Origin of the sequence: Amycolatopsis sp. La24, assembly GCF_029087445.1 — a bacterium.
GTDB classification, from domain to species: Bacteria; Actinomycetota; Actinomycetes; order Mycobacteriales; family Pseudonocardiaceae; genus Amycolatopsis; species Amycolatopsis nivea.
Map to the genome: position 1 here is coordinate 262,334 of NZ_JARACH010000004.1, position 21,872 is coordinate 284,205.

Below are 21,872 nucleotides of genomic sequence, written 5' to 3' on the forward strand. Positions count from 1 at the left end.
CTCGCCCGATCTGTTCCCCTCCATCGTCGCATATGGAACGACCTGGTGAACAAAGCCGTGACGCCTGCAATACCCTGGTGAGGTGAGGTTCCTGCGCCGAAGCACCACTGACCCCGCCGCCGAAGACTCCGCGGCCGAGGCCGCCGCTGACGATTCCCCGGTCACGAGCAAGTCGTACACGCCGGGAAAGGGCAAGGCGACGCCCAAGCGCCGCGAGGCCGAGGGACGCAGGCGCGGGCCGGTCGCGGCGCCGCCCACCTCCATGCGCGAAGCGATGAAGCGCAACAAGGAGCTGCGCAAGGCCAACCCGGTCAGCAAGGAAGACCGCAAGGAAGCCGCCCGCGTGCGCCGCGAGCGGATGATGTCGGGCGACGACAAGTACCTGCCGCCGCGCGACAAGGGCCCGGTCAAGGCGTACGTGCGCGACCTGGTCGACTCCCGGCGCAACATCCTCGGCCTGTTCATGCCGCTGGCGATCCTGGTGTTCCTCGCGCTGCTGGTCCCGGCGCCGGCGGTGCAGCAGTACATCACCCTGGTCTGCATGGCGATGCTGCTGGTCATGGCCATCGAGGGCTTCGTGAACGGCCGCAAGATCTCGAAGCTGGTCCGCGAGCGCTTCCCGAAGGAGCCGGCGACCGCCACCCGCGGCGTCGGCTGGTACGCGTTCGTCCGGGCGAGCCAGATCCGCAAGCTGCGCGTGCCGAAGCCGCGGCTCAAGGCCGGGGACCCGATCCCGAACTGAGCCGTGCGGCACACAGGTCGTTAGCCTCGCGAACGAAACGTTTACGCTGTCGGCATGGAGTTTCGACGTCTCGGCCGCAGCGGCCTCAACATCAGTGAGATCTCCTACGGCAACTGGCTGACCCACGGGTCCCAGGTCGAGGAGGACCAGGCGCAAGCCTGCATCAAGGCGGCGCTCGACGCGGGCATCACGACCTTCGACACGGCTGACGTCTACGCCAACACCGCCGCGGAGTCGGTGCTCGGGCGCGGGCTGAAGGGGCAGCGCCGGGAGAGCCTGGAGATCTTCACCAAGGTCTTCTGGCCGACCGGCCCGAAGGGCCCGAACGACAAGGGTCTCTCGCGCAAGCACATCCTCGAGTCGGCCAACGCGTCGCTCAAGCGGCTCGGCACCGACTACGTCGACCTCTACCAGGCGCACCGGTTCGACCGCACGGTGCCGCTGGAAGAGACGATGCAGGCGTTCGCCGACCTGGTCCGCCAGGGCAAGGCGCTCTACATCGGCGTCTCGGAATGGAACGCCGAGCAGATCTCCCGCGGCGCGGCGCTCGCCCGCGAGCTGAAGATCCCGTTCGTGTCGAACCAGCCGCAGTACTCGATGCTGTGGCGCGTCATCGAATCGCAGGTCGTGCCCGCTTCCGAGCGCGAGGGCCTGAGCCAGATCGTCTGGTCGCCGGTGGCGCAGGGCGTGCTGACCGGCAAGTACAAGGTGGGCCAGCCGCTTCCCGCCGGTTCGCGCGCGACCGACGAGAACGGCGGCGCGAACATGGTCAAGCGCTTCCTCGACGAGAAGACCCTCGCCGCGGTCGCGAAGCTGGAGCCGCTGGCGGCCGACGCCGGACTGTCGATGGCGCAGCTGGCCGTCGCGTGGGTGCTGCAGAACCCGAACGTCGCGTCGGCGATCATCGGGGCCTCGCGGCCGGAGCAGGTGCACGACAACGTCAAGGCCGCCGGCGTGAAGCTGGAGCCGGAGCTGCTCACGGCGATCGACGAGGCGCTGGGCGACGTCGTGGTCACCGACCCGGCGCTCACCGTTTCCCCCTGATCAGCGCAGCAGGAACCGCTCCGCCACCGCGAGGTCGTGCGGATAGGTGATCTTCACGTTCTCCGCGCTGCCGGGCACCCACCGCACCGGCAGCGCGGAGAACCGCTCCATGCACGAAGCCGTGTCGGTGCCCAGAAACCCTTCCTCGGCGGCCTGTTCGTACGCCGCGAGCAGCGGTTGCGCCCGGAAGCCCTGCGGGGTCTGCACCCGGATCGCGCCGGGCAGCGGGCCCGCCACCGTGTCGGGTCCCGCCATCGAGACCACGTCGTCCGCGGCCAGTCCCGGCACCGCTCCCCCGTCTTCCCTGGTCCGTTCCAGCACCGCGGCGATCAGCTCCGGCGTCACCAACGGCCGGGCCCCGTCGTGCAGCAGCACGGAATCCACGGTCCCGTCGGCGATCCGCGGCGCGAGATGGCGCAGCGCGTTCAGCTCGGAGGCCTGCCGTGTCGGGCCGCCGGTCACGATCTCCACCGGAGCGCTCGTCCCGGCCAGCACCTCCTCGGCCAGCGGCGCGTCCTCGGGCCGGATCACCAGCACCAGCACGCCGATCCCGGCCACGGCGGCGAACGCGTCCAGCGACCACGCCACCACCCGCCTGCCCGCGACCGGCAGGTAGACCTTGTTCAGCGCGGCCCCGACCCGGGTCCCCGCACCACTCGCCAGCACGACCCCGGCCGCCGTCGATTCCCGCACGCCGACCGACCCTAAGGGCCCTGCCCGCGCGGCGGTAGGTTGGGCGCCGGGACGCCCAGCGGCGAAAGGAAACCTGGCTGTGGACACCGGCGAAACGGGCATCGAGTTCGGCGAGATCGAACCGCCGAGCGACCTGGCCCGGTCGGGCGCGATCGCGCTGCACGACAAGCTCGTCAAACCGGCGGGCTCGCTCGGCAGGCTGGAAGAGCTGGGCGTGTGGATCGCTTCGTGCCAGGGCCAGGCGCCGCCGCGGCCGTTCACCCGCCCGCGCGTCGTCGTGTTCGCCGGCGATCACGGCATCGCGAAGAAGGGCGTCTCGGCGTATCCGCGGGAGGTCACGTCGCAGCTCGTCGGGACCATGCTGACCGGCGGCGCGGCGATCAACGTGCTCGCCGCGGCGGCGGGCGCGGGCGTGCGCGTGGTCGACATGGCCGTGGACACCGAGGAATCCGCGATGCGGTCGATCGGCGAGTTCAAGGTGCGCCGCGGTTCCGGCTCGATCGACGTCGAGGACGCGCTCACCGACGCCGAGGTGCGCGCCGCGGTCGAAGCCGGCCGCAAGATCGCCGACGCGGAGGTCGACGGCGGCGCGGACCTGCTGATCGCGGGCGACCTGGGGATCGGGAACAGCACCCCGGCGTCGGTGCTGGTCGCGGCGCTGACCGGCAGCGAACCGGTCGCCGTGGTCGGCCGGGGTTCGGGCATCGACGACAACACCTGGATGCGCAAGGCCGCCGCGGTCCGCGACGCGCTGCGCCGGGCCCGCGCGGTGCTGGCCGACCCGCTCGCGCTGCTGCGGACGTCCTCGGGGGCCGATATCGCCGCGATGACGGGCTTTCTCGCGCAGGCAGCGGTTCGCCGCACGCCGGTGGTGCTCGACGGGCTCGTGGTCTGCTCCGCCGCGCTCGTCGCCGAAGAACTCGCGCCCGGCGCGCGCCGCTGGTGGATGTCCGGTCAGCTCACCGGCGAACCCGCGCACGCGCTCGCGCTGGAGCACCTGGACCTCGGGGCGCTGCTCGACCTCGACGTCCGCCTCGGCGAAGGCACCGGCGCGGTCACCGCGTTGCCGCTGCTGATGATGGCCAGCCGCGTGCTCGCCGAGATGACCACGCACGAGCAATCCGGCGTCTCCGGCCCGCTCACGTCCTGAAAGCCGTGAAGGGCTCCTTGCGGGAATCCGGTTCCCGCAAGGAGCCCTTCACGGACAGCTAGAACCTCAGGTGAGCGGGGTCATCCAGCCGGACGGGGCCGGGCGGGTGCCTTCCTGGATGCCGACGAGCTGCTCGCGCAGGGCCATGGTGACCGGGCCCGGCTGCCCGCCGGAGATCGAGAACTCGCCGCCGCCGTGCTTCACGTGGCCGACCGGCGTGATGACCGCCGCCGTGCCGCACGCGAACACCTCGGTCAGTTCGCCCGAGGCGGCCGCCTTCTCCCATTCGTCAGTGGAGATCCGGCGCTCCTCGACCTTGTGCCCGGCGTCCTTCGCCAGCTGCAGCAACGACTTCCGGGTGACGCCCGGCAGCAGCGAACCGGTGAGCTCCGGGGTGACCACGCGGACGTCGTCGCCCGAGCCGAAGACGAAGAACAGGTTCATCCCGCCCATCTCCTCGACCCAGCGGCGCTCGACCGCGTCCAGCCACACCACCTGGTCGCAGCCCTTTTCGACGGCCTGCGCCTGCGCCACGAAGGACGCCGCGTAGTTGCCGGCGCACTTCGCCGCGCCGGTGCCGCCGGGGGCCGCGCGCACGTACTCGGTGGACAGCCACACGCTGACCGGCTTGACGCCGCCGCTGAAGTACGAGCCGGCCGGCGAGGCGATCACCGCGAAGACGTACTCGTCGGCCGGGCTGTTCACGCCGAGGCCGGCCGAGGTGGAGATCATGAACGGGCGCAGGTACAGGGAGTCGCCCTGGCGGGTCGGCACCCAGCGCTCGTCGACGGCGATCAGCTCGCGCAGCGCGTCGACGAAGGTCTCCACCGGCAGCTGCGGCATCGCGAGCCGCTCGGCGGAATCGCGGAACCGCTGCGCGTTGGCGTCCGGCCGGAACGCGGCGATCGTGCCGTCCGGCTGGCGGTAGGCCTTGAGGCCCTCGAAGATCGCCTGCCCGTAGTGCAGCACGGACGTGGCCGGGTCGAGGGTGAACGGTTCGTACGGCCCGACCTTGGCGTCGTGCCAGCCCTTCTCGGTGCTGTAGCGCACGGTGACCATGTGGTCGGTGAAATGCGTGCCGAACCCCGGCTTGGCAAGTACCTCGGCGACGCGTTCAGGACTCGCGGGGCTCGGGTTCGGAACGTGGGTGAACTGCGTCGCTGTGGTCATGCGTAAACGATAGCGCTTGGTCGGAAGCACGTTAGTCGGAAGTCCTGTGGTTTTACTCGCCGCACTGTCCCGCGCTCGCAGCGTCACCCCACTACGATGGTCGGCGTGAGCACTCAACCAGCACGCCAAACCGGGCCCGGGGCCGGGCCGGACGTCAAGACCTTCGGCGCCGCCGCCCTGCTGACCTTCGGCGCGGGACTGCTCGGGATGGTCGGCTGGGGCCTGCTTTCGAGCGGGTTCGGCTTCTTCCTCGGACTGGTCGTCGCCGGATTCGGCATCTACTGGTGGAAGAACCTGCACGGCAAGGTGATCACCAAGAACCTGCCGACCAAATCCGTGGTGATCCTGCTCGTCGTCAACATCGTGCTGTTCATCGCGCTGGTCCTGCTGGCCCAGTAAGCGGCAGCGGTCAGCACGGCCCGGCGGGCAGCGCCGGAGCGGGCCAGTCCGGGTCCGGGCGGAAATCGGTGTGCGTGCCGTCGAACGGGTACGCGCCCCGCTCGGCCAGCGCGCCCATCCGTTCGCCTTCCGCACGCAACTGGTCGAGGTCGGCGATGGTCAACCGCCCCGCGTCGAGGGCCGCCTCCGCTTCGTCCTCGTCCTTCCATTCCCAGCCCGCGCCCGGCGTCACGACCAGGTCGAGGACGCCGTCGATCCGGTCCGGGCCGGTTTCGGTGCGCCCGCGCGGCAGTTCGAGGTTCACGTACCAGTCGCGGAACCGGCCGTCCGGCTCGAAAAACCACCACACCGACGACCACGCCCGCTCGGGGATCAGCCGCAGCGTCGAGGAGCCGTGCCAGATGTCCGGCACGCATACGCGCGGCTCGCGGAACCGTTGTTCCAGCGGCGCTTCCCGCAATGAGCGGCCGTCCGCGAGCCTGCTGCCGACGATCGGCGTGCCGACCGGGAGCCAGCCGAGCAGCGTCTCGCCGTCGTCGGAGAGCACGCGCAGCGGATGATGCTGGCCGATGCTGCCGTCCGGGCGGACGAAACGTTCGACGACTGTCTGTCCCGGCGCCCAGCGGTGCTCAGTCATGGACGCCACGGTAGCGGCGAACCCGCACCCGCAGCAGCAGTTCCGCCACCGCGCCGAGGCCCGCCACGAGCAGTACCGCCGGCAGCGGAACGAACGCCGCGGCTACCGCTGCCAGCACCGCGGCTATCGCGACCGGAGCCCCGCCAGACGGCGCAAACCGCTGTCGAGCACCGACGAAAGTCGTGAATGCCGAGGGAAGAGTCGCCAGCACTGCGATCACCGTGAGCAACGGCTGGAGCTGTCCGGCGTCCGCCGCGGAGAGCAGATCCCGCATCGCGGTCCCGGACAGTCCGAGCCGGACCGGACCCAGCTGCAGCAGGGTCACCGCCGTGACCGCCACCGCGACCAGACTCAGCACGAGCGCACGTCCGGTGCTCCGCTCCCCTGGTTCCGGAACGAGGAACGGCAGCAGGAACAACGCCGCGACCACGATCCCGGCCACCGGCGGCGTGCCGATTCCGCCCGTTTGCGCAACCGGAGCGACCGCCAGGCACATCGCCACGAGCACCGCCGCGGCGGCCAGCAGCACCCCGAGCACCCACTTGACCAGCAGGTCCGGCAGCCGCAGCCCGGCGAAGTCCGCCGCCGCGACGAACACCACGAGCGCAGCGGCGGCGTATCCGGGCTGCACTGGGAACACGTACGCGCCGAAGGCCTGCGCGAGCACGACGATCTGGGCCAGCCGGGATAATCCGCCGGCGATCCGGGCGGCCGGATCATCGCCGAGCGCGGGCAGCCGGGAAGCCGCGACCGCGATCAGCGCGGCGAGCAAAACCCCGCCGAGCACCCAAAACCCGGCCCCGGCGGCGCCTGCCGCCAGCGTCACCAGGAGTGCTCCCGCGAGCCGCACCGCGATCCCCCTTCCCCCGTCCGGATGGCTTTGTCATTAGCATGGCTCACGATCGACCGGGCAGATCGCCCGGCGCCACCGCGACGTCGCGAGGAGCCAGAAGTGACCGTGCCGAAGCTTGCCCTCTCCGAGAACACGGGTGCGGCATTGGGCAAGACCCGCGCCGACGTCGTCGTGATCGGCACTCTCCAGGGCGAGGGCGGCCTCGAGCTCGCCGCCGGCGCGGAGGTCGCCGACGCGGCGTTCGACGGCAAGCTCGCCGAGGTGCTGGGCACGCTCGGCGCGACCGGCAAGGCCGAGGAGATCGTGAAGCTGCCGACGCTGGGCAAGCTGCCCGCGGGCGTCGTGCTGGCGGTCGGCCTCGGCAAGCCGCAGGACGGCGTAATCACCGCCGAGCAGGTGCGCCGCGCGGCCGGTGCCGCGGCCCGCGCGCTGAACGGCACCGAGCGCGCGTTCGTCACGCTGTCGGCGCTCGACCTGCACGCCGCCACCGAAGGCATCGCGCTGGGCGCGTACGTCTTCACCGAGTACCGCTCGGAGAAGGGCGAGGGCCCGCTGGCGAAGGCCGACCTGGTCAGCCCGGCCGAGGGCACCGCGCGCGAGCACAAGGCCACGCTGAAGGCGGCCGGGTTCATCGCCGAGTCGGTGATCATCGCCCGCGACCTGATCAACACCCCGCCGAACGACCTGTTCCCGGCGTCCTTCGCCGACCGCGCGAAGAAGCTCGCCGACGAGAACGGCCTCGACTTCGAGGTGCTCGACGAGAAGGCGCTCAAGCGCAAGGGCTTCGGCGGCATCCTCGGCGTGGGCGGCGGTTCGTCGCGGCCGCCGCGCCTGCTGCGGGTCAGCTGGAAGCCGGCCAAGGCGCGCAAGAAGGTCGCGCTGGTCGGCAAGGGCATCACCTTCGACTCGGGCGGCATCTCGCTGAAGCCCGCCGCGAACATGGACCACATGACCTCCGACATGTCGGGTGCGGCCGCCGTGCTCGCGTCGGTCGTGCTGGCCGCGAAGCTGAAGTACCCGCTCGAGGTCACCGCGCACATCCCGCTGGCGGAGAACCTGCCCTCGGCCACGTCCTACCGTCCCGGCGACGTGCTGACCATGTACGGCGGCAAGACCGTCGAGGTGCTCAACACCGACGCCGAGGGACGCCTCGTGCTGGCCGACGCGATCGTGCGGGCGGCCGAGGAGAACCCGGACTACCTGATCGAGACCGCCACGCTGACCGGCGCGCAGGTGGTCGCGCTGGGCAACCGGATCTCCGGCGTGATGGGCTCGGACGAGTTCCGCGACCGCGTCGCGGGCATCATGCAGGCCACCGGCGAGGGCGGCTGGGCCATGCCGCTGCCCGACGAACTGCGCGCCGACCTGGACTCGCGCCTGGCCGACATCGCGAACGTCACCGGCCAGCGCTGGGCAGGCATGCTCGTCGCGGGCGTGTTCCTGCGCGAGTTCGTGCCCGCGGACCTGCCGTGGGCACACCTCGACGTCGCAGGCCCGGCCTTCAACTCCGGCAGCCCGTGGGGCTACACCGGCAAGGGCGGCACCGGCATCCCGGTCCGCACCATCGCCGCGGTGCTGGCGGACATCGCCGACCAGGGCTGATCGACCTCTTTGACTCCGGAGGCCCCGCACCCACGCCCGGTGCGGGGCCTCCGTCGTGTCCGCGGCCGTGTGGCACGCTCGCGACATGCAGCGCGACGACTACCTCGAAACCGCCGTCCGCGACGTGCTCACCGCCGACGAGGCCGCCGCTGACCGCAGGATCGCCCACGCCGCACTCCTCCTGGCCACCGCAGGCGCGACCGACGCCTCCGACCGCCTTGTCACGCAATGGCACGCGGTAACCGGCCGCCCAACGTCCGCCCTCGCCGAGGACGCCGTGCACGCCCGCGCCTGGGCAATGCTCTTCGAAGCCCGCGGCGACCGTCCACAATGGGCAGACGCCCTCGTCCCGCTAGACCTGGACGCAGAAGAGCAAGCCCACCAAGCTTTCCTCGCCCGCCGAGTGTCCGATTTGGACGGTCTCTTCGACGGCTCACCAGTCGCAGGCGCAGTCTCCGCGATCGCCCCCAAGCGCCCCGACCCGATACGCGACGCACTCGCCGCCGCCGACCTCGACGCATGGGCCACCCTCGTGGAAAACCACCCCACCCCAGACGTCGCCACCCTCGCCGCCACCCGCCCGCTAGCCACCCAACTGGTCAACGGCGCAGACCCACTCGCCCTCGGTTCCGAATGGCCGGACCAATGCGCAGGCGCACTGATCGCCGCCCTGCGCGAACGCCACCCGACCGGCCCGGCCAGCCTCGCAGAACTGATCGCAGCGATCCTCCGCCTGCGCGGACAACGCGCCCCCGCCCCGACGCCACCCGCAGACCTAGCCGCCGCCGAACAACGCCTCGGCCTCCGCCTGCCCGACGACTACCGCGAGTTCCTGACACTCGCAGACGGCTTACCCGCGGACGTAGTGTTCCCCCGCCTGCTGCCCGCCCGAGACTTGCGCGCCGACGGATCCGTCGTGATCATCTCCGACCCCGCGACAATCCTGCTCACCCACACCGGTGACAGCTGGCGAACAGTCGAAGTGGACCTCACCTACGGCAGCACCGCGCACGCATCGTTTCGCGCACTGCTGGAACACCACCACCGGCTGCTGGAAGCGAGCGCTTGACTCACCCAGCCACCAAAGTTCGTGAGGGCCACCCTCACGAACCCAGATTCCCCCAGGGTCCCCCTCACGACCAGCCACCGGTCCGTGAAGGGCTCCTTCACGGACCTAGATTCCCTCAAGGAGCCCTTCACGGACCGCGACGCACCCAATGCGGCATTCGGTGCATCCCACGCACCCAATGCGGCATTCGGTGCATCTAACGCACCCAATGCCACATTGGGGCGCTACCCACCCACCGAACCGCAGCCGACGCACCCAACAAACGAGACACCCAGCCCCTCTACCGCAACCGATGCACCCAACAAGCGAGACACCCAGCCCTCCCCCGCACCCCGATACGAAGCTCCCCTGCGGTTCGGGGGTGCTTGTCAAGGCATCTTTCCCGCCTTGACAAGCACCCCCGAACCGTCAGCACAATCAAACTTCGGGGTGCCCCACGCAACCAACGCCCGATGTCGCCGCCAGGCGACGAGCCGAGACCCCCAGGAGATCAGACACCCCCAGCAGGAACAAGCAACGCATTAACCGCCGCAGTACGAATCGTAGACGCCACACTCTCCACATCCAGCCCGCTATTAAACTGCGGCACCGAATTAATCATAGAAAACACAGCATGTGTCAACACCCGATTCTGCGCATCCGACAAATCCGGCCGCAACCGCTCCACCAGCGCACTCCACTCCTCGGCATAGAGCCGCATCATCCGCCGCATCCGATGCCGTTCCTCCTCGGGCACGTTGTGCTCATTCTTCAAGAACACCAACGTAGAAGGCACGTTCTGCAGACTCCGCGTAACGTGATAGTCGATCATCGCCTCGAGCGCCTTACGCGGATCAGTAACCTCCGCCGCAGTCTCGCGCGCATTGGCCAGCAAATCCTTCAACGGATCCTCGAGCACCGCGATCAGCAACGCCTGCTTGCTGGGAAAATGCCGGTAAAGAGCAGGCCCGGTAACGCCGGCCCGCGCACCGATCATCTCGGTGGTGACCGCGTCGAAAGCCCGCTCGTGGAACAACTCGCCGGCGACCTTGATCAGCGTCTGCCTGCGCGAGGAACGCGGCGACGCGGCGCGAGATGAGCTCGTCATGACCCGAGTCTAGGTGAGAGGCCGATAACGAGCCGCCGCGTACTCCGCCAGCAGGTTCGCGACCGCGCTGAGGCAGGCAAAGCCCAGGTCGGAAGACATCCCGCGCGGATCGCCGAGCACCCCGTTCGGAGCAACCGCCTTGACGCCTCCGGTTAATACCCGAGCCAGCAGGGCATCGTCCATCGGCTCAGCAAGGCCAGGAGTGGCACGATCAGCGCGCACCGCCTCCGGCCGAAGTGCGAGCATGATCGAGCTTTCGGCGACATCGGCATGTCCGCCGACTTGGCTGGCTAGATCGGCGACGGCAGTGCGCCAGGCATCGAGCACCGCGGCCGAGTCGGCGAACGCGACCACATCCAGCTCAGCAGCCAGACGTGAGGAGAGCTTCGCCTCGATCTCGCTCAGCAGCGGATAGTTGCCGATGTGCGCGGAGAAGATCAACACCCGGCGAAAACCATGTACAGCAAGGCTTTCGCAGCAGTCGAAACAGATAGCTTCCAGTGTTTCTGGTCGCACCGACAGCGTCCCCGGGAAGCCGAGATGATGGGCGGAGCAGCCAAGGCGCACGGTCGGCAGGACGAGCGCATCACCAAGCCGCTCCGCCACGAGCACGCCTAGCCGGTCGGCATGGTCGCTGTCGACTGAGAGCGGCAGGTGCGCGCCGTGCTGTTCGGTAGCTCCCAGCGGGAGGATCGCGGTCCGCATGCCGCTCGCCAGAGCGTCGGCGACTTCCGGCGAGGTCAGGTGCTCGATCCGCAGCTCGCTCATGCCTTCCTCCAGGCAAAGTTAGTAGCAAGTAACACGTTTCCTCCACGGTAGAGCCTTGACCACGGGTTCGCTGCGTCTTATGTTATCGGGCAATAACATCGGCTGGAAGGGGCGATCATGGACTTCATCCTCATGTCGGAGGGGGACACCCCGGTCGGGCTCACCCACGAACACCGCTACCGAGAACTGGTCGAGGAGGTGCTGCTCGCCGAGCAGGTCGGCTTCGACGCGTTCGGGAGTTCCGAACAGCACGTCGCCATCGGGACGGCGACCGTGTCCGCGCCGGAGGTGCTCTACCCGTACCTGATGGCGCTCACGAGCCGGATCCGCTTCATCCACCTCGTGACGCTGCTGCCGACACGCATGAACCACGCGCTGCGCGTCGCGGAACGGATCGCGACCGAGGACATCCTGTCCAACGGCCGGATCGAACTCGGCACCGGCCGCGGCAACACGACGCTCGCGCTGCGGGCGTTCGAGGTGGACCCGACGGAGAACAAATCCCAGTGGCGCGAAGGGATCGAGCTGATTCGCCGGGCGTTCCTCGACGATCCGTTCTCCTTCGTGGGCGAGCATTACAAGATCCCGCCGCGCAGCCTGGTGCCGAAGCCGTTGCAGGCGCCGTATCCGCCGATCTCGGTCGCCGCGGGCAGCCCGAGTTCGGTCGAAACTGCCGCCGCGATGGGCATCGGCGCGATCATGGGCGGGTTCTACCTCGGCTACGACCTCGTCGAGAACATGCTGAAGCTCTACGACGAGACCCTCGCCGCCACCACCCACCCGTACCCGATCACGCCGCGCAAGATGGTGCTGGTCAGCGGCGGCATGCACTGCGCCGAAACGACCGCGCTGGCCCGCGAACAGGCCCGGCCGCTGTTCGAGATGTCCAAGCTTTCCACCGACGCGTACGGGCGGCTGGCGAAGCTTTCCCAGGACTACGCCTACATGGGCGCGATCAACGACGTCGATTTCAGCGACGAGGAGTACCTGTTCGAGCGCTCGCAGGGCTTCCTCGTCGGCGACCCGGAGCATTGCGCCGAGCACGTCCAGCGGTACGCGGACATGGGCGTGGAGTCGCTGGTGTTGCGAGTGGACAGTCTCCCGCACGACCAGTTGATGCGGTCGATCGAACTGTTCGGCAAGTACGTGATCCCGCGGTTCAAGCATCCGCGCAACGTGGTGCGCCCTGCCGACGACGTGCTGGCCGGCATCCGCGCCGCGCGTCCGGCGCACGAGGAAGCGCTGCGCCGGTTCCAGTCCGAGAACCAGACCGCGGAGGCAGTCCGATGAGCGACCTTTACCAGCACGGCAGCGGAAACGTGCTCGTCGAGCGCCCGGCCGACGGCGTCCTGCTGATCACGATCAACCGACCCGAGCGGTACAACGCGCTGCTCATGCCGATGTTCGACGAGCTGAGCGAGATCTGGGCCGACGTGGAGCGCGACGACGAGACGCGAGTCGTCGTGGTGACCGGGGCGGGCAAGGCGTTTTGCACCGGAATGGACGTGCGCGAACCCGATCCGACCCCGGAAGCGGCGCTCGCGATGCTGGAATCCGAGCGCCGGCGGATTTCGACGGTGCTCCGGATCGAAAAGCCGATCATTTCCGCGATCAACGGACCGGCCGTCGGCTACGGCCTGTCGACGGCGTTGCTCGCGGACATCAGCATCGCCGCCGAAGACGCGGTGCTGATCGAGGGCCACACCAAGGTCGGCGTGACCGCGGGCGACCACGCCGCGTTGATCTGGCCGCTGCTGGTCGGGATGGCCAAGACGAAGTATTACGTGCTGACCTCGGAAAAACTGACCGGAGCGGAAGCTGAACGGATCGGGCTCGTGAGCCTGGCCGTGCCTCGCGAACAAGTGCTCCCGCGTGCCTTGGAGGTCGCCACTCAGCTCGCGCAGGGGTCGCAGCAGGCGCTCCGGTTCACGAAACGCGCGCTCAACATGTGGCTCACGAATGCGTTGCCGCAGCACGAGTTGTCCGGTGCGCTGGAAATTCTCGACTTCGCCGGAGCAGATTACCGGGAAGCGCGCCAAGCGTTCCGGGAAAAGCGGGCGCCGGTCTTTCCGTCCGCTTCTGGCGTACCGGCGACATGACCACCGCTTCGCTCAGCGGCGTCCAGCTGTCCGGGGAAACGGACGGCGCGGTGGTCCTGACCCTGAGCCGTCCGCCCGCGAACGCGCTCAGCAACTCGCTGATCAGCCGGCTGACCACGACGCTGGAAGACCTCGCCCGTGGCCCGAACGCTCCCGCCGTCGTCCTGACCGGCGCGGGCGACCGGTTCTTCTGCGCGGGCGGCGACCTCAAGGAAGCGGTCGGTTACGACGCCGAGTCGATGGCCGAGCGGATGATCGCGTTCCACGCACTGCTCTGCGCACTGGAGAAGTATCCCCGGCCGCTGGTGTGCGCGGTGAACGGCTGGTGCGTCGGCGGCGGGATCGAGATGGCGTTGTTCTCCGATTTCGTTTACGCGTCATCGCGAGCGCGGTTCGTCTTCCCCGAGGTCGACCACGGAATGTTGCCTGCGGTGAAAGGGATCGTCCGGGTCCGCGAGGTGCTGGGCGACCGTGGCGCCCGGCGGCTGTTGTTGGGCGGCGAATCCGTCGACGCGTCCGAGGCGAAAGCGCTGGGCATCGTCGACGAAGTGGTGGAACCGGGGGAGTTGCTGGAGGCCGCGTCCGCACAGGCACGCGCGGCGGCGGCGAAACCGCCCGCGGTGTTCGCGGCCTTGAAACTGGCTCTCCTCCAGGAAACCGCCGGCTGGCCGGACGAGAAGCAACTGCGGGTCACGGCCGCCGACGCGCGAACAGTTTTCACTGACCCTGCCGCACGAGCTGCCCGGGAGGCATGGAATGGCTGACGTATCGCACGATCTGGACCCGGCCGTCTTCCGTTCGGCGTTGTCCCGTTTCCCGTCCGGCGTCACGATCGTGACGACCCGCGGCGAGGACGGCACGCTGCACGGATTCACCGCGAGTTCCTTCGCTTCGCTGTCGCTCGATCCGCCGCTGGTGCTCGTGTGCCTCGACCGGGGCGCGACGTGTTTCCCGGTGTTCATGGCGGCCGAGCGGTTCGTCGTGAATGTGGTGACTCCCGCGCACGCCGAGTTGGCGACGCGGTTCGCCACGAAGGGCGAGAACAAGTTCGCGTACGGGAGCTTCGAGTTCGACGACCAGGGCCATCCGCTCCTTCCGGACGCGGCGGCGATCCTCCACTGTGAACTGGAGCAGGCGGTGCCCGGCGGGGATCACGTGATCCTCATCGGCGGGGTGCGCGAGGCGCGGGTCGGCGGCGGGCGGCCCGTGACGTGGTACCGGGGTGACTTCCTCCACCTCGGCGAGCGTGCCGCGTGAGCGCCGCCGGAGCCGGGCTCGCGGCGGGAAGAAAGGGCTGGTCATGGAGCTGACCGAGTTCGAACCGGAGCGGACGCTGCCGGGCCTGCTGCTGGAGCGCGCCCGCCGCGAGCCGGACGCCGTCGCGCTGCGGTATTCGCGCGGCGGGGCGATGCGGGCGATCACCTGGCGGACCTACCTCGACCGGGTGCGCGAACTCGCGTTCGGCCTGGTCGCGCAGGGGGTCCGGCACGGCGACCGGGTCGCGGTGATGAGCAGCGCGCGTCCGGAATGGGTGTTCGCCGCGCTGGCGGTGCAGAGCGTCGGCGGCGTCGTGATCGGGGTGTATCCGACCAACTCGCCTGCCGAGATCGAGCAGGTGCTCGCGCACAGCGAGGCGGTCGCGTTCATCGGTGAGACGGAAACGGAGCTCGCCAAGGTCGCGAAGATCGCCGGGAACACTCCGGACCTGCGGCTGGTCGCCGGAATCGAGGCGGCCCCACCGGGCCTGCCAGCGGGGATCACCGGCGTGAGCTGGGACGACCTGCGCGCGGCCGGGGAGCCGGACGCGTTGGCCGAGCTGATCGCCGCCACGACGCTCGACGACCCGGCCGTCCTCTTCTACACGTCCGGCTCCACCGGGGTGCCCAAGGGCGTCACCCATTCCCACCGCACGCTCCAGCACGCGATCCAGAGCGTCATCGGCCTCTACCCGGAAAGCCGGACCGCGCGGCACGACGTCGTCGGGTTCCTGCCGCTGGCGCACGTCGCGCCCGCGGTGCTGCTCGTTTTCACCCCGTTGCACACGCGGTTGGTCGTGACCTTCTGCCGGATCGAGGACTACGGCGAGGTGCTGCGCGCGGTACGGCCGACGGTCGTGCTGTGGCCGCCTCGGTTTTACGAGAAGCTCGCCGCCGAGCTGATCGCCCTCGCTGAGTCCTGGACGGGAATCCGCCGCCTCGCGTACCGGGCCGCGATGCGGATCGGCCGCCGGATGGCTGAGCGGCGGTGGTCCGGCCGTCGTGCGCCGGTGCCGCTGAGGATTGCTTACGCCGTCGCGGTTCGGGCAGTTTTCGTTCCGCTGCGGGCAAGTCTCGGCATGGACCGGCTGCGCGTCGCGTGGACGGCTTCGGCGGCCATGCCGGAAAGCGTCGTGGCGCTGTGGCAGATCTGGGGCCTCGACCTGCGCGAGAACTACGGGCTCACCGAGACCGGCGGGTGCCCGATCGGGCAGTTCGGGCAGCCGTTCCCGCGCCCGGGGCGGATCGGCCGGGAGTTCGCGGACCCGCGCTACCAGGTGAAAATCGCCGGCGACCGGGAGATGCTGATCCGCGCGCCGTTGTTGTTCAGCGGGTACTGGCGGAACCCCGGGGAAACCGAAGCGGTCTTCGAGGACGGCTGGTTCCGCACCGGCGACCTGATGGAGCGGACCGCCGACGGGGACATCCGGCTGATCGGGCGGAAGAAGGACGTGATCATCACCCGGGGCGGCAAGACCGTCGACCCGCAGCCGATCGAGATCCGGCTGAAGGAGAGCGTGCTGATCGAGGAAGCGATCGTGGTCGGCGACGGGCGGAAGTACCTGACCGTCCTGATCGAACCGGGCGCGGCCGCGAGCGCGGAGCTGGACCGGCGCTTGCGGGCCGAGGTGGAGCGGGTCAACGCGGACCTCGCGCGGGCGGAGCAGCTGAAGGATTTCCGGGTGCTGCCGCGGCCGTTGGAAGCTGCGCGAGGCGAGCGGACGGCGAACGGGAAGGTCAAGCGCGCGGCGGTGGTGGGTTCGTTCGCGGGGTTGATCGACGAGATGTACGGCGCGGACGACGACGCGGCGATCGCGGACCACGTACGGAGGCCGCGGTAAGCGAACCGCAGCGGGACATGGTCCCGCTGCGGCTCTGTTATTGAGGTCCGTAGACGACGATGGTGTTGCCCCAGGGATCGCGGGCCACCGCGCGGACTTCGTGCGGGCCCTGTTCCGCTTGCCGGACAACGGTTCCACCACCGGCGACCAGCGCGGTCAGCGCGGCGGCGACGTCAGGCACCTTGAACGACGCGGCCGGAACCCCGTCGGTGACGTCCTCTTCCGGACCGGCGAGGGCGAGGGTCGTTCCGCCTGCGTCGAGGGCTGCGTAGCGGTCTCCGTCGACGAATTTCGCGGACAGGCCGAAGGTCGTGGCGTAGAACCGCACGGCTGAGCTGACGTCGGCGACGGGATGCAGCACGTTCCCGATCTTGGCCGGTTCCGGGGATTCGTTCACCAGTCGAGCCTAACCCGCATGATCCCGGAGCGGGCGGGTATGCCGGAGGGAGAACCCGAGGAAGGGAGCGCCATGTCTGACGTCCGGGAGTATTTAACGGAAGTCGAGTACCCGTGCGAGCGCGACGAGCTCCTCCGCCGGGCTGCCGCGAAGGGGGCGGGCGACGACGTCATCGGGCATCTCGGCAAGCTGCCCGAGCAGCGGTACGAGAACCTCGACGCGGTGCACCGGCTGCTCGGCGACGACATCGACCCGCACGGGTGAGGGCCGCCTCAGTCCGCGACGCCTTTCTTCTGGTCGATGAACGTCTGCCGCTCCGGGGTGACCTGGAGGATGACGCGCTCGGACTTGATCGCGTCCGGCGGGTAGTCGCCGCCGGTGTACTTGCGGGCGAGCTGGTCCACCTGCGACCGCGCTCGCTCGCCGGTCTCGATGCCGGTCACGCGGCCGCGGACTTCCGCGTACCGGTACGGGTCCTGCTCGTCGCGGATGAGGACGGTGATCCGACGTTGCGGTACTTCGCCCGGTGGGTTTCGGTGTTGAGCACGATCCTGCCGTTCTCGACGTGCACCCAGATCATCTGCGTCTGCAGCCTGCCGCTCGGCAGCACCGTGGTGACCGCGGCGAAGTTCTTGCCGGTGGCGAGCTCTTCGGTTTCGGGCAGCAGTTTCGGGCCGTCGGCGGTGCTGGCGGGCACGGCAACTCCTCACGGTCGACGTCACGGGCCGCCCTGCGGGTAGCCCGGCTGACCGGCGGGTAAACGCGACGTCAGAGCCAGACCAGCCCGGCGAGGACGGCGACGCCCGCGAGCAGCCACGCGACGTAGTCGCCGACCTGGCCGGAGTGCGCGCGGTGCAGGACGGTGAGGGCTTCGTGCACCGGTTTCGGGGCCCGGCGTCGCGACCACAGCGCGAGTGCGGTGGCGGAGAGGGTGAGGACGGCGGTCGCGGCGGCGGACAGCAGGCCGGGGCCGGTCCAGGACAGTTCGGGCGCCGTCGCGGGGAGCGGCGAAGGCAGTGTCGGCAGGACGTCGTGGAGGTAGCCCGCGCGGTCGACCGCCTGCGCACCGGCGGCCGCGGCGACGTCGCGAATCCACGGCACGATCCCGGCGGCCAGCGCGAAAGCGAGCAGGACGACGATGGCGGCCAGCATCGGGATCGGGGTGCGTTCGATCGGCCGGCCCGTCTCGGGCTCTTCGCCGGAACCGGGTGTCGTGTCCTCGGAATCGTCGTCGGGCGGCCTGCCGAGTCCGAAGTAGACTCGGAGCCCGGCGCGCAGCACCGCCGCGGCGGTCAGGGCGGAAATGATCGCGAACACGATCATCAGCCACTCCGGACTGGCGTTTTCGGCGGCGTCTTTGCCGAGCGCCAGACCGAACGGCGGCAGCCCGGCGAGAGCTGCTGCGGCGATGAGGAACAGCACTGCTTCGGTCCGTGAATGTGTTGCGCGGCCGAAGAGATCGTCTTCGTCGACGCTGCCATAGCGGTCCTTCAACACGCCGGTCAGCAGGAACAGCGCGCCCTTTGCTCCGGCGTGTCCGAGCACGGAGAGCACGAACGCGGCGGTCGCTTCGCCACCGGTGGCGGCGAGTCCACAGAGGAACAGTCCGATGTGGGCGATGGTCGAGTAGGCCAACAAGCGTTTGAGATGCCGCTGGGTGAAGCAAAGCACGGCACCGAGGACAGCGCTGGCGATCCCGGCGGTGAGGTAGATCCGGCTGACGGTGGCGTCGTCGAGCACCGCCCCGAACACGGTCGTGCGGACGCGGAGCACGCCATATAGGCCGAGTTCGACCATGACGCCGGAGAACAGCACGCACACCGGCGTCGGAGCGACGGCGTGCGCGTCGGCGAGCCAGAAATGGAACGGCACGCTCGCGGCTTTGACCAGCAATCCGGTGCACACCAACACGAACGCGGCGATGACCAGCGCGTCCGCCGGACGGCCGTCGAGCGCGACGCCCAGCTGAGCGAGCCCGAGCTGGCCGCCGCGGGCGTAGAGCAGGCCGATGCCCATCAGCGTGAAGTACGCGCCGAGCGAGTTGACCACGCCGAAGTTCAGCGCGCCCTGCACCGAGTCCGCCTCCTCGATCCGGTACCCGGTCAGCGCGTAGGCGACGCCGCTCATCAGCTCGAAGAACACGAACAGCGTGAACAGGTCGCCGGTGAAGAGGAAGCCGATCATGCCGGTCAGGAAGAGCAGCATCATCGCGTGGTAGCGGGCTTCGACGGCCTCGAAGTAATGCCAGCTGTAGAGCAGCGCGCAGACGGTCAGGAACGCGGCCAGCACGGCGAACGTCGTGTTCAGCCCGTCCGCGACGAGCACGATGCCGACCGAGCGGGTGCCTTCCGGACCTTGGCGGCCGAGCCAGCTGACCACCCGCTCGTGGTGCGCGGCGGTCAGCAGGACCACGCACAGTACGCACACCGCCGCCGCGGTCACCGTGGCCGTCACGTCGACGACGACGCGGGGGAGTTTGCCGCCGAGGCCGAGCAGCAGGCAGGCGGCGAGCAGCGGGACGGCGATGGCGAGTGCGGGCAGGGTCGTCATGGTCAGCCGCGCAGGGCCCGCAGTTCGTCGGGATCGACCGTGCCGTGGCGGCGCGAGATCTGCAGCGTCAGCGCGAGCAGGAGCGCGGTGATGGTCGCCGAGACGACGATGTCGGTGAGCGTCATGGCCTGCACCATCGGGTCGACCACCGGCTGCGCCTGCCCCTGCGACACGATCGGGGCGGTGGCCTGGTCCTGGTAGCCGATCGCGAGCAGCAGGACATACGTGCCGGATTGCGCGACCGACAGCGAGACCACGGTGTGCACGAGATGGCGGCTGCGCATGATCCCGGCGCAGCCGAGCAGCAACAGCCACGCCGCCACGCCGTAGCAGGCCGCCGACACCACGCCCGTCACCGTTCCTCCAGCCCGTGCACGAAGAACCGCGAGAGCAGGACGACGAATCCGGCGGCGACCTCGATGCCGATCAGCACGCTCAGCACGAGGACGGTCCCGGACGACAGCAGCGAGCCGAATTGGCCGAGTGGCAATATGTTCGCGAGGAACGAGCCGCCGATGGCGAGTCCCAGCAAGCCGGTCACGACGTACAAGCCGGTGGCCGCCGCTTCGGCGTATTCGCACCAGTCGATCGGGCGCAGCCGGGCGAGCGCGCGGTAGCTGCCGGAGAGGTAGAGCAGATGCCAGCCGGTGGCGAGGACGACGCCGCCTTGGAAACCGCCGCCGGGCGTCAGGTGCCCGTGCACGACGATGTCGATGCCCAGCAGCACCGAGACCGGCAGCAGCAGGAAACCGGCGAGCTTCACGGCGGGCAGGACGTAGCCGGTCCCGTCCGTTTCCGGCTCCTTCTCGGGCGGTTGCAGCAGCGCGAGCGTGCCGACGACCGCGGCGGCGACGATGGTTTCCTCGCCGAGGGTGTCGAGCGCGCGGAGGTCGAAGTTGATCGAGGACACCAGGTTCGGGGTGATTTCCCGGAACCCCATCGGCAGCACCAGATCCCGGTAGACGTGGCTCGCGGACCCGGCGGCGGGCATCCGGGTGAACGCGGCGATGAACAGCGCCGCGACCCCGGCCAGCCCGGCGGCTCCGACGACGTCGCGGGGCCTCATCGCTTCCCCGTCTTCCGCAGGGTCAGCAGGACGAGCAGCGGGACGATCGCCGCGCCGACGGCGAGTTCGGACAGCGCGACGTCCGGGGCTTGGAAAACTACGAAAAGTACCGTGAGACAGAGGGAAAACACCGTGAGCGTGATCGCTTGCCGCTTCGGGTCGTGCGTCGCGACGACGGCGAAACCGGCCGCGGCGACCAGTGCGAGGGCGACGAGCAGCACGGCGGCTGTCATGAGGGGAGGTCCTCGTCGATCTCGCCGCGGTGGCGGGCTTCGAGCCGGGCGTTGGCCGATTGCAGGATCGGACTGGTGACCGCCAGCAGGACGACCGTCGCGAGGATCGCGCCCGAGCCGAGATGGACGCCGTTGACCAGGACCAGCCCGACCCCGATGAGCGGCGCGCCGAGCGTGGTCGCGGGGGTGAGGAGGTGCAGGCGGGTCAGCAGGTCTTTCGCGCGCAGCAGGCCCACGGCCGAGGCGAGGACGACGAAGACCCCGGCGAACACGAGAATCTGCGCGGCGAGGGTCATCGGGTCCCCAGGAGCCGCGCGAAGACGAGCGTTCCGGCGAAGGCGAGGACGGTCAGCGTCAAGGGGAGGATGACGGCGCTGGACGGACCGTACGCCTGGACGAGCAGCAGGAGGGTCAGGATGGTGACGGTGCCGGCGAACTGCATCCCGGCGAGCCGCTCGATCGCGGTGCCCCGGGCGGCGAGCCACAACGCGGTGCCGAGACCGCCTGCCATCAGGAGCAGTGCGGCGAGGAGCAGCCACGTCATCGCGTCACCCGATCGAGGGTCGAGGAGCCGGGGAGCAGCCGGTGGATGACGAGGTCAGTGTCGTCTGGCGGGCTCGCGACGACCATTGCGCCCGGAGTGCAGCCGACGACCACTGTCGCGATGGCGAGGCGTGCTTCGTGCTGCGCGCGCGGTTCGGCTGGGACGGTGACTTTTTCGCACTTTCCGGCGGAGGGTCGTTGGAAGACCATGCGCAATGCGGCGACGGATTCGCTGACGGCGGCTTTGGGCAGCGGTGCCAGCCAGGTGAGCCAGTTCGGTTTGAGCTGCCACGCACCGTGCATCGCCCGGCGTGCGGAACGGGCGGTGATCGCGCAGACCGCCGCGGCACCGACGCCGACGATCAGTTCCGGTGCGGACGGGGTGGACAGCGTGAGGGTCCACAGCCCGGTCAGGGCAAGCCACCACAGCAGAATCTCGATCGCAGCGCGCATGTCTCACCTCGGGCAGGGGCTACCCACTTCGGAGACCCGCCAATCCGGCGCGGCTTCCGCCAGCCGTCCGTGAAGGGCTCCTTGCGGGAATCAGACCTGGATCCACCGAGTCTCTGTTTGTGTTGGGTTTGTTGATGTTGTTGGTGGGTTTGCGGGTGGGGCCGGGTGTGTGGGCGTGCTGGTGTGGCTGGCGTCGCACCAGCGCGTTCCACTGTTGTCC

At 69.6% G+C, this 21,872-nt stretch carries 28 protein-coding genes; 12 read left to right on the forward strand and 16 right to left on the reverse strand.

Features of this window, described 5'->3' with window-relative positions; all coding sequences use genetic code 11:
• The first annotated feature begins 82 nt into the window (after positions 1-82).
• Positions 83-742: a DUF3043 domain-containing protein gene (locus PUT80_RS07965; protein WP_037809528.1), complete on the forward strand. Its 660-nt coding sequence runs from the start codon at positions 83-85 to the stop codon at positions 740-742.
• 54 nt (positions 743-796) lie between these two features.
• Complete coding sequence (locus PUT80_RS07970; RefSeq protein WP_037809525.1) at positions 797-1,786, forward strand: aldo/keto reductase family protein; 990 nt, start codon at positions 797-799, stop codon at positions 1,784-1,786.
• On the opposite strand, the gene PUT80_RS07975 is transcribed toward PUT80_RS07970, so the two are convergent.
• Positions 1,787-2,479: an IspD/TarI family cytidylyltransferase gene (locus PUT80_RS07975; RefSeq protein ID WP_037809523.1), complete on the reverse strand. Its 693-nt coding sequence runs from the start codon at positions 2,477-2,479 to the stop codon at positions 1,787-1,789.
• 79 nt (positions 2,480-2,558) lie between these two features.
• On the opposite strand from PUT80_RS07975, the gene cobT reads away from it, so the two are divergent.
• Positions 2,559-3,629 (forward strand): nicotinate-nucleotide--dimethylbenzimidazole phosphoribosyltransferase, encoded by a 1,071-nt coding sequence (cobT, locus tag PUT80_RS07980; protein WP_037809521.1) that lies wholly within the window; start codon positions 2,559-2,561, stop codon positions 3,627-3,629.
• Positions 3,630-3,695: 66 nt separating this feature from the next.
• On the opposite strand, the gene PUT80_RS07985 is transcribed toward cobT, so the two are convergent.
• Positions 3,696-4,799 carry a branched-chain amino acid aminotransferase gene (locus PUT80_RS07985; protein WP_037809520.1) on the reverse strand — a complete coding sequence of 368 codons (1,104 nt, stop codon included), beginning with the start codon at positions 4,797-4,799 and terminating at the stop codon, positions 3,696-3,698.
• 96 nt (positions 4,800-4,895) lie between these two features.
• Between PUT80_RS07985 and PUT80_RS07990 the strand changes: the two genes are divergently transcribed.
• Positions 4,896-5,198, forward strand: coding sequence for a hypothetical protein (locus tag PUT80_RS07990; RefSeq protein ID WP_037809519.1), 303 nt, complete (start codon positions 4,896-4,898; stop codon positions 5,196-5,198).
• A 10-nt stretch (positions 5,199-5,208) separates the two neighbouring features.
• Here PUT80_RS07990 and PUT80_RS07995 read toward each other — a convergent pair whose 3' ends face one another.
• Both PUT80_RS07995 and PUT80_RS08000 read right to left on the reverse strand, forming a co-directional pair.
• The gene (locus PUT80_RS07995; RefSeq protein WP_134733547.1) at positions 5,209-5,835 is read right to left on the reverse strand and encodes a DUF402 domain-containing protein; all 627 of its coding nucleotides are present in this window, start codon (positions 5,833-5,835) and stop codon (positions 5,209-5,211) included.
• On the reverse strand, positions 5,828-6,685 hold the full coding sequence (locus tag PUT80_RS08000; protein ID WP_134733549.1) for a sulfatase: 858 nt from the start codon (positions 6,683-6,685) through the stop codon (positions 5,828-5,830). The genes PUT80_RS07995 and PUT80_RS08000 overlap by 8 nt, the downstream gene beginning before the upstream one ends.
• A 102-nt stretch (positions 6,686-6,787) precedes the next feature.
• Here PUT80_RS08000 and PUT80_RS08005 point away from each other — a divergent pair, with 102 nt between their 5' ends.
• Entirely contained in the window at positions 6,788-8,290 is a 1,503-nt protein-coding gene (locus PUT80_RS08005) for a leucyl aminopeptidase (protein ID WP_275291547.1), read from the forward strand.
• Positions 8,291-8,375: 85 nt separating this feature from the next.
• Entirely contained in the window at positions 8,376-9,359 is a 984-nt protein-coding gene (locus PUT80_RS08010; RefSeq protein WP_275291548.1) for an SMI1/KNR4 family protein, read from the forward strand.
• Between the two features lie 490 nt (positions 9,360-9,849).
• Here PUT80_RS08010 and PUT80_RS08015 read toward each other — a convergent pair whose 3' ends face one another.
• Both PUT80_RS08015 and PUT80_RS08020 read right to left on the reverse strand, forming a co-directional pair.
• Complete coding sequence (locus PUT80_RS08015; RefSeq protein WP_043839820.1) at positions 9,850-10,446, reverse strand: TetR/AcrR family transcriptional regulator; 597 nt, start codon at positions 10,444-10,446, stop codon at positions 9,850-9,852.
• A 9-nt stretch (positions 10,447-10,455) separates the two neighbouring features.
• The gene (locus tag PUT80_RS08020) at positions 10,456-11,214 is read right to left on the reverse strand and encodes a creatininase family protein (RefSeq protein ID WP_275291549.1); all 759 of its coding nucleotides are present in this window, start codon (positions 11,212-11,214) and stop codon (positions 10,456-10,458) included.
• A gap of 117 nt (positions 11,215-11,331) precedes the next feature.
• Between PUT80_RS08020 and PUT80_RS08025 the strand changes: the two genes are divergently transcribed.
• From PUT80_RS08025 to PUT80_RS08045, 5 genes are read left to right on the forward strand one after another with little or no spacing between them, the layout of a single operon-like run.
• Complete coding sequence (locus tag PUT80_RS08025) at positions 11,332-12,504, forward strand: LLM class flavin-dependent oxidoreductase (protein WP_275291550.1); 1,173 nt, start codon at positions 11,332-11,334, stop codon at positions 12,502-12,504.
• Positions 12,501-13,313 carry an enoyl-CoA hydratase/isomerase family protein gene (locus PUT80_RS08030; RefSeq protein ID WP_134669284.1) on the forward strand — a complete coding sequence of 271 codons (813 nt, stop codon included), beginning with the start codon at positions 12,501-12,503 and terminating at the stop codon, positions 13,311-13,313. The genes PUT80_RS08025 and PUT80_RS08030 overlap by 4 nt, the downstream gene beginning before the upstream one ends.
• A complete protein-coding gene (locus PUT80_RS08035) occupies positions 13,310-14,077 on the forward strand; it encodes an enoyl-CoA hydratase/isomerase family protein (protein WP_275291551.1) in 768 nt (255 codons plus the stop codon). The genes PUT80_RS08030 and PUT80_RS08035 overlap by 4 nt, the downstream gene beginning before the upstream one ends.
• On the forward strand, positions 14,070-14,570 hold the full coding sequence (locus PUT80_RS08040) for a flavin reductase family protein (protein WP_275291552.1): 501 nt from the start codon (positions 14,070-14,072) through the stop codon (positions 14,568-14,570). The genes PUT80_RS08035 and PUT80_RS08040 overlap by 8 nt, the downstream gene beginning before the upstream one ends.
• Positions 14,536-16,410, forward strand: coding sequence for an AMP-binding protein (locus PUT80_RS08045; RefSeq protein ID WP_275291553.1), 1,875 nt, complete (start codon positions 14,536-14,538; stop codon positions 16,408-16,410). The genes PUT80_RS08040 and PUT80_RS08045 overlap by 35 nt, the downstream gene beginning before the upstream one ends.
• Positions 16,411-16,447: 37 nt before the next feature.
• Here PUT80_RS08045 and PUT80_RS08050 read toward each other — a convergent pair whose 3' ends face one another.
• The gene (locus tag PUT80_RS08050) at positions 16,448-16,807 is read right to left on the reverse strand and encodes a VOC family protein (protein WP_051173257.1); all 360 of its coding nucleotides are present in this window, start codon (positions 16,805-16,807) and stop codon (positions 16,448-16,450) included.
• Positions 16,808-16,825: 18 nt separating this feature from the next.
• On the opposite strand from PUT80_RS08050, the gene PUT80_RS08055 reads away from it, so the two are divergent.
• Positions 16,826-17,071: a DUF2795 domain-containing protein gene (locus PUT80_RS08055; protein WP_275291554.1), complete on the forward strand. Its 246-nt coding sequence runs from the start codon at positions 16,826-16,828 to the stop codon at positions 17,069-17,071.
• Positions 17,072-17,079: 8 nt separating this feature from the next.
• Here PUT80_RS08055 and PUT80_RS08060 read toward each other — a convergent pair whose 3' ends face one another.
• The 9 genes from PUT80_RS08060 to PUT80_RS08100 form a co-directional block, all read right to left on the reverse strand.
• The gene (locus PUT80_RS08060; protein ID WP_275291555.1) at positions 17,080-17,250 is read right to left on the reverse strand and encodes a hypothetical protein; all 171 of its coding nucleotides are present in this window, start codon (positions 17,248-17,250) and stop codon (positions 17,080-17,082) included.
• The gene (locus PUT80_RS08065) at positions 17,247-17,504 is read right to left on the reverse strand and encodes a pyridoxamine 5'-phosphate oxidase family protein (protein ID WP_275291556.1); all 258 of its coding nucleotides are present in this window, start codon (positions 17,502-17,504) and stop codon (positions 17,247-17,249) included. Before PUT80_RS08065 ends, PUT80_RS08060 begins: the two co-directional genes overlap by 4 nt.
• A 71-nt stretch (positions 17,505-17,575) precedes the next feature.
• Positions 17,576-19,357, reverse strand: coding sequence for a complex I subunit 5 family protein (locus PUT80_RS08070; RefSeq protein ID WP_275291557.1), 1,782 nt, complete (start codon positions 19,355-19,357; stop codon positions 17,576-17,578).
• A 2-nt stretch (positions 19,358-19,359) separates the two neighbouring features.
• Positions 19,360-19,713, reverse strand: a complete 354-nt coding sequence (locus tag PUT80_RS08075; RefSeq protein ID WP_078870357.1) for an NADH-quinone oxidoreductase subunit K — start codon at positions 19,711-19,713, stop codon at positions 19,360-19,362.
• A complete protein-coding gene (locus PUT80_RS08080) occupies positions 19,710-20,423 on the reverse strand; it encodes an MnhB domain-containing protein (protein WP_275291559.1) in 714 nt (237 codons plus the stop codon). Before PUT80_RS08080 ends, PUT80_RS08075 begins: the two co-directional genes overlap by 4 nt.
• Complete coding sequence (locus tag PUT80_RS08085; RefSeq protein ID WP_116204707.1) at positions 20,420-20,656, reverse strand: DUF4040 domain-containing protein; 237 nt, start codon at positions 20,654-20,656, stop codon at positions 20,420-20,422. Before PUT80_RS08085 ends, PUT80_RS08080 begins: the two co-directional genes overlap by 4 nt.
• Positions 20,653-20,952 carry a monovalent cation/H(+) antiporter subunit G gene (locus PUT80_RS08090; protein WP_037810692.1) on the reverse strand — a complete coding sequence of 100 codons (300 nt, stop codon included), beginning with the start codon at positions 20,950-20,952 and terminating at the stop codon, positions 20,653-20,655. The genes PUT80_RS08085 and PUT80_RS08090 overlap by 4 nt, the downstream gene beginning before the upstream one ends.
• A complete protein-coding gene (locus PUT80_RS08095) occupies positions 20,949-21,200 on the reverse strand; it encodes a monovalent cation/H+ antiporter complex subunit F (protein ID WP_037810694.1) in 252 nt (83 codons plus the stop codon). The genes PUT80_RS08090 and PUT80_RS08095 overlap by 4 nt, the downstream gene beginning before the upstream one ends.
• A complete protein-coding gene (locus PUT80_RS08100) occupies positions 21,197-21,652 on the reverse strand; it encodes a Na+/H+ antiporter subunit E (protein ID WP_275291560.1) in 456 nt (151 codons plus the stop codon). Before PUT80_RS08100 ends, PUT80_RS08095 begins: the two co-directional genes overlap by 4 nt.
• Positions 21,653-21,872: the final 220 nt, after the last annotated feature.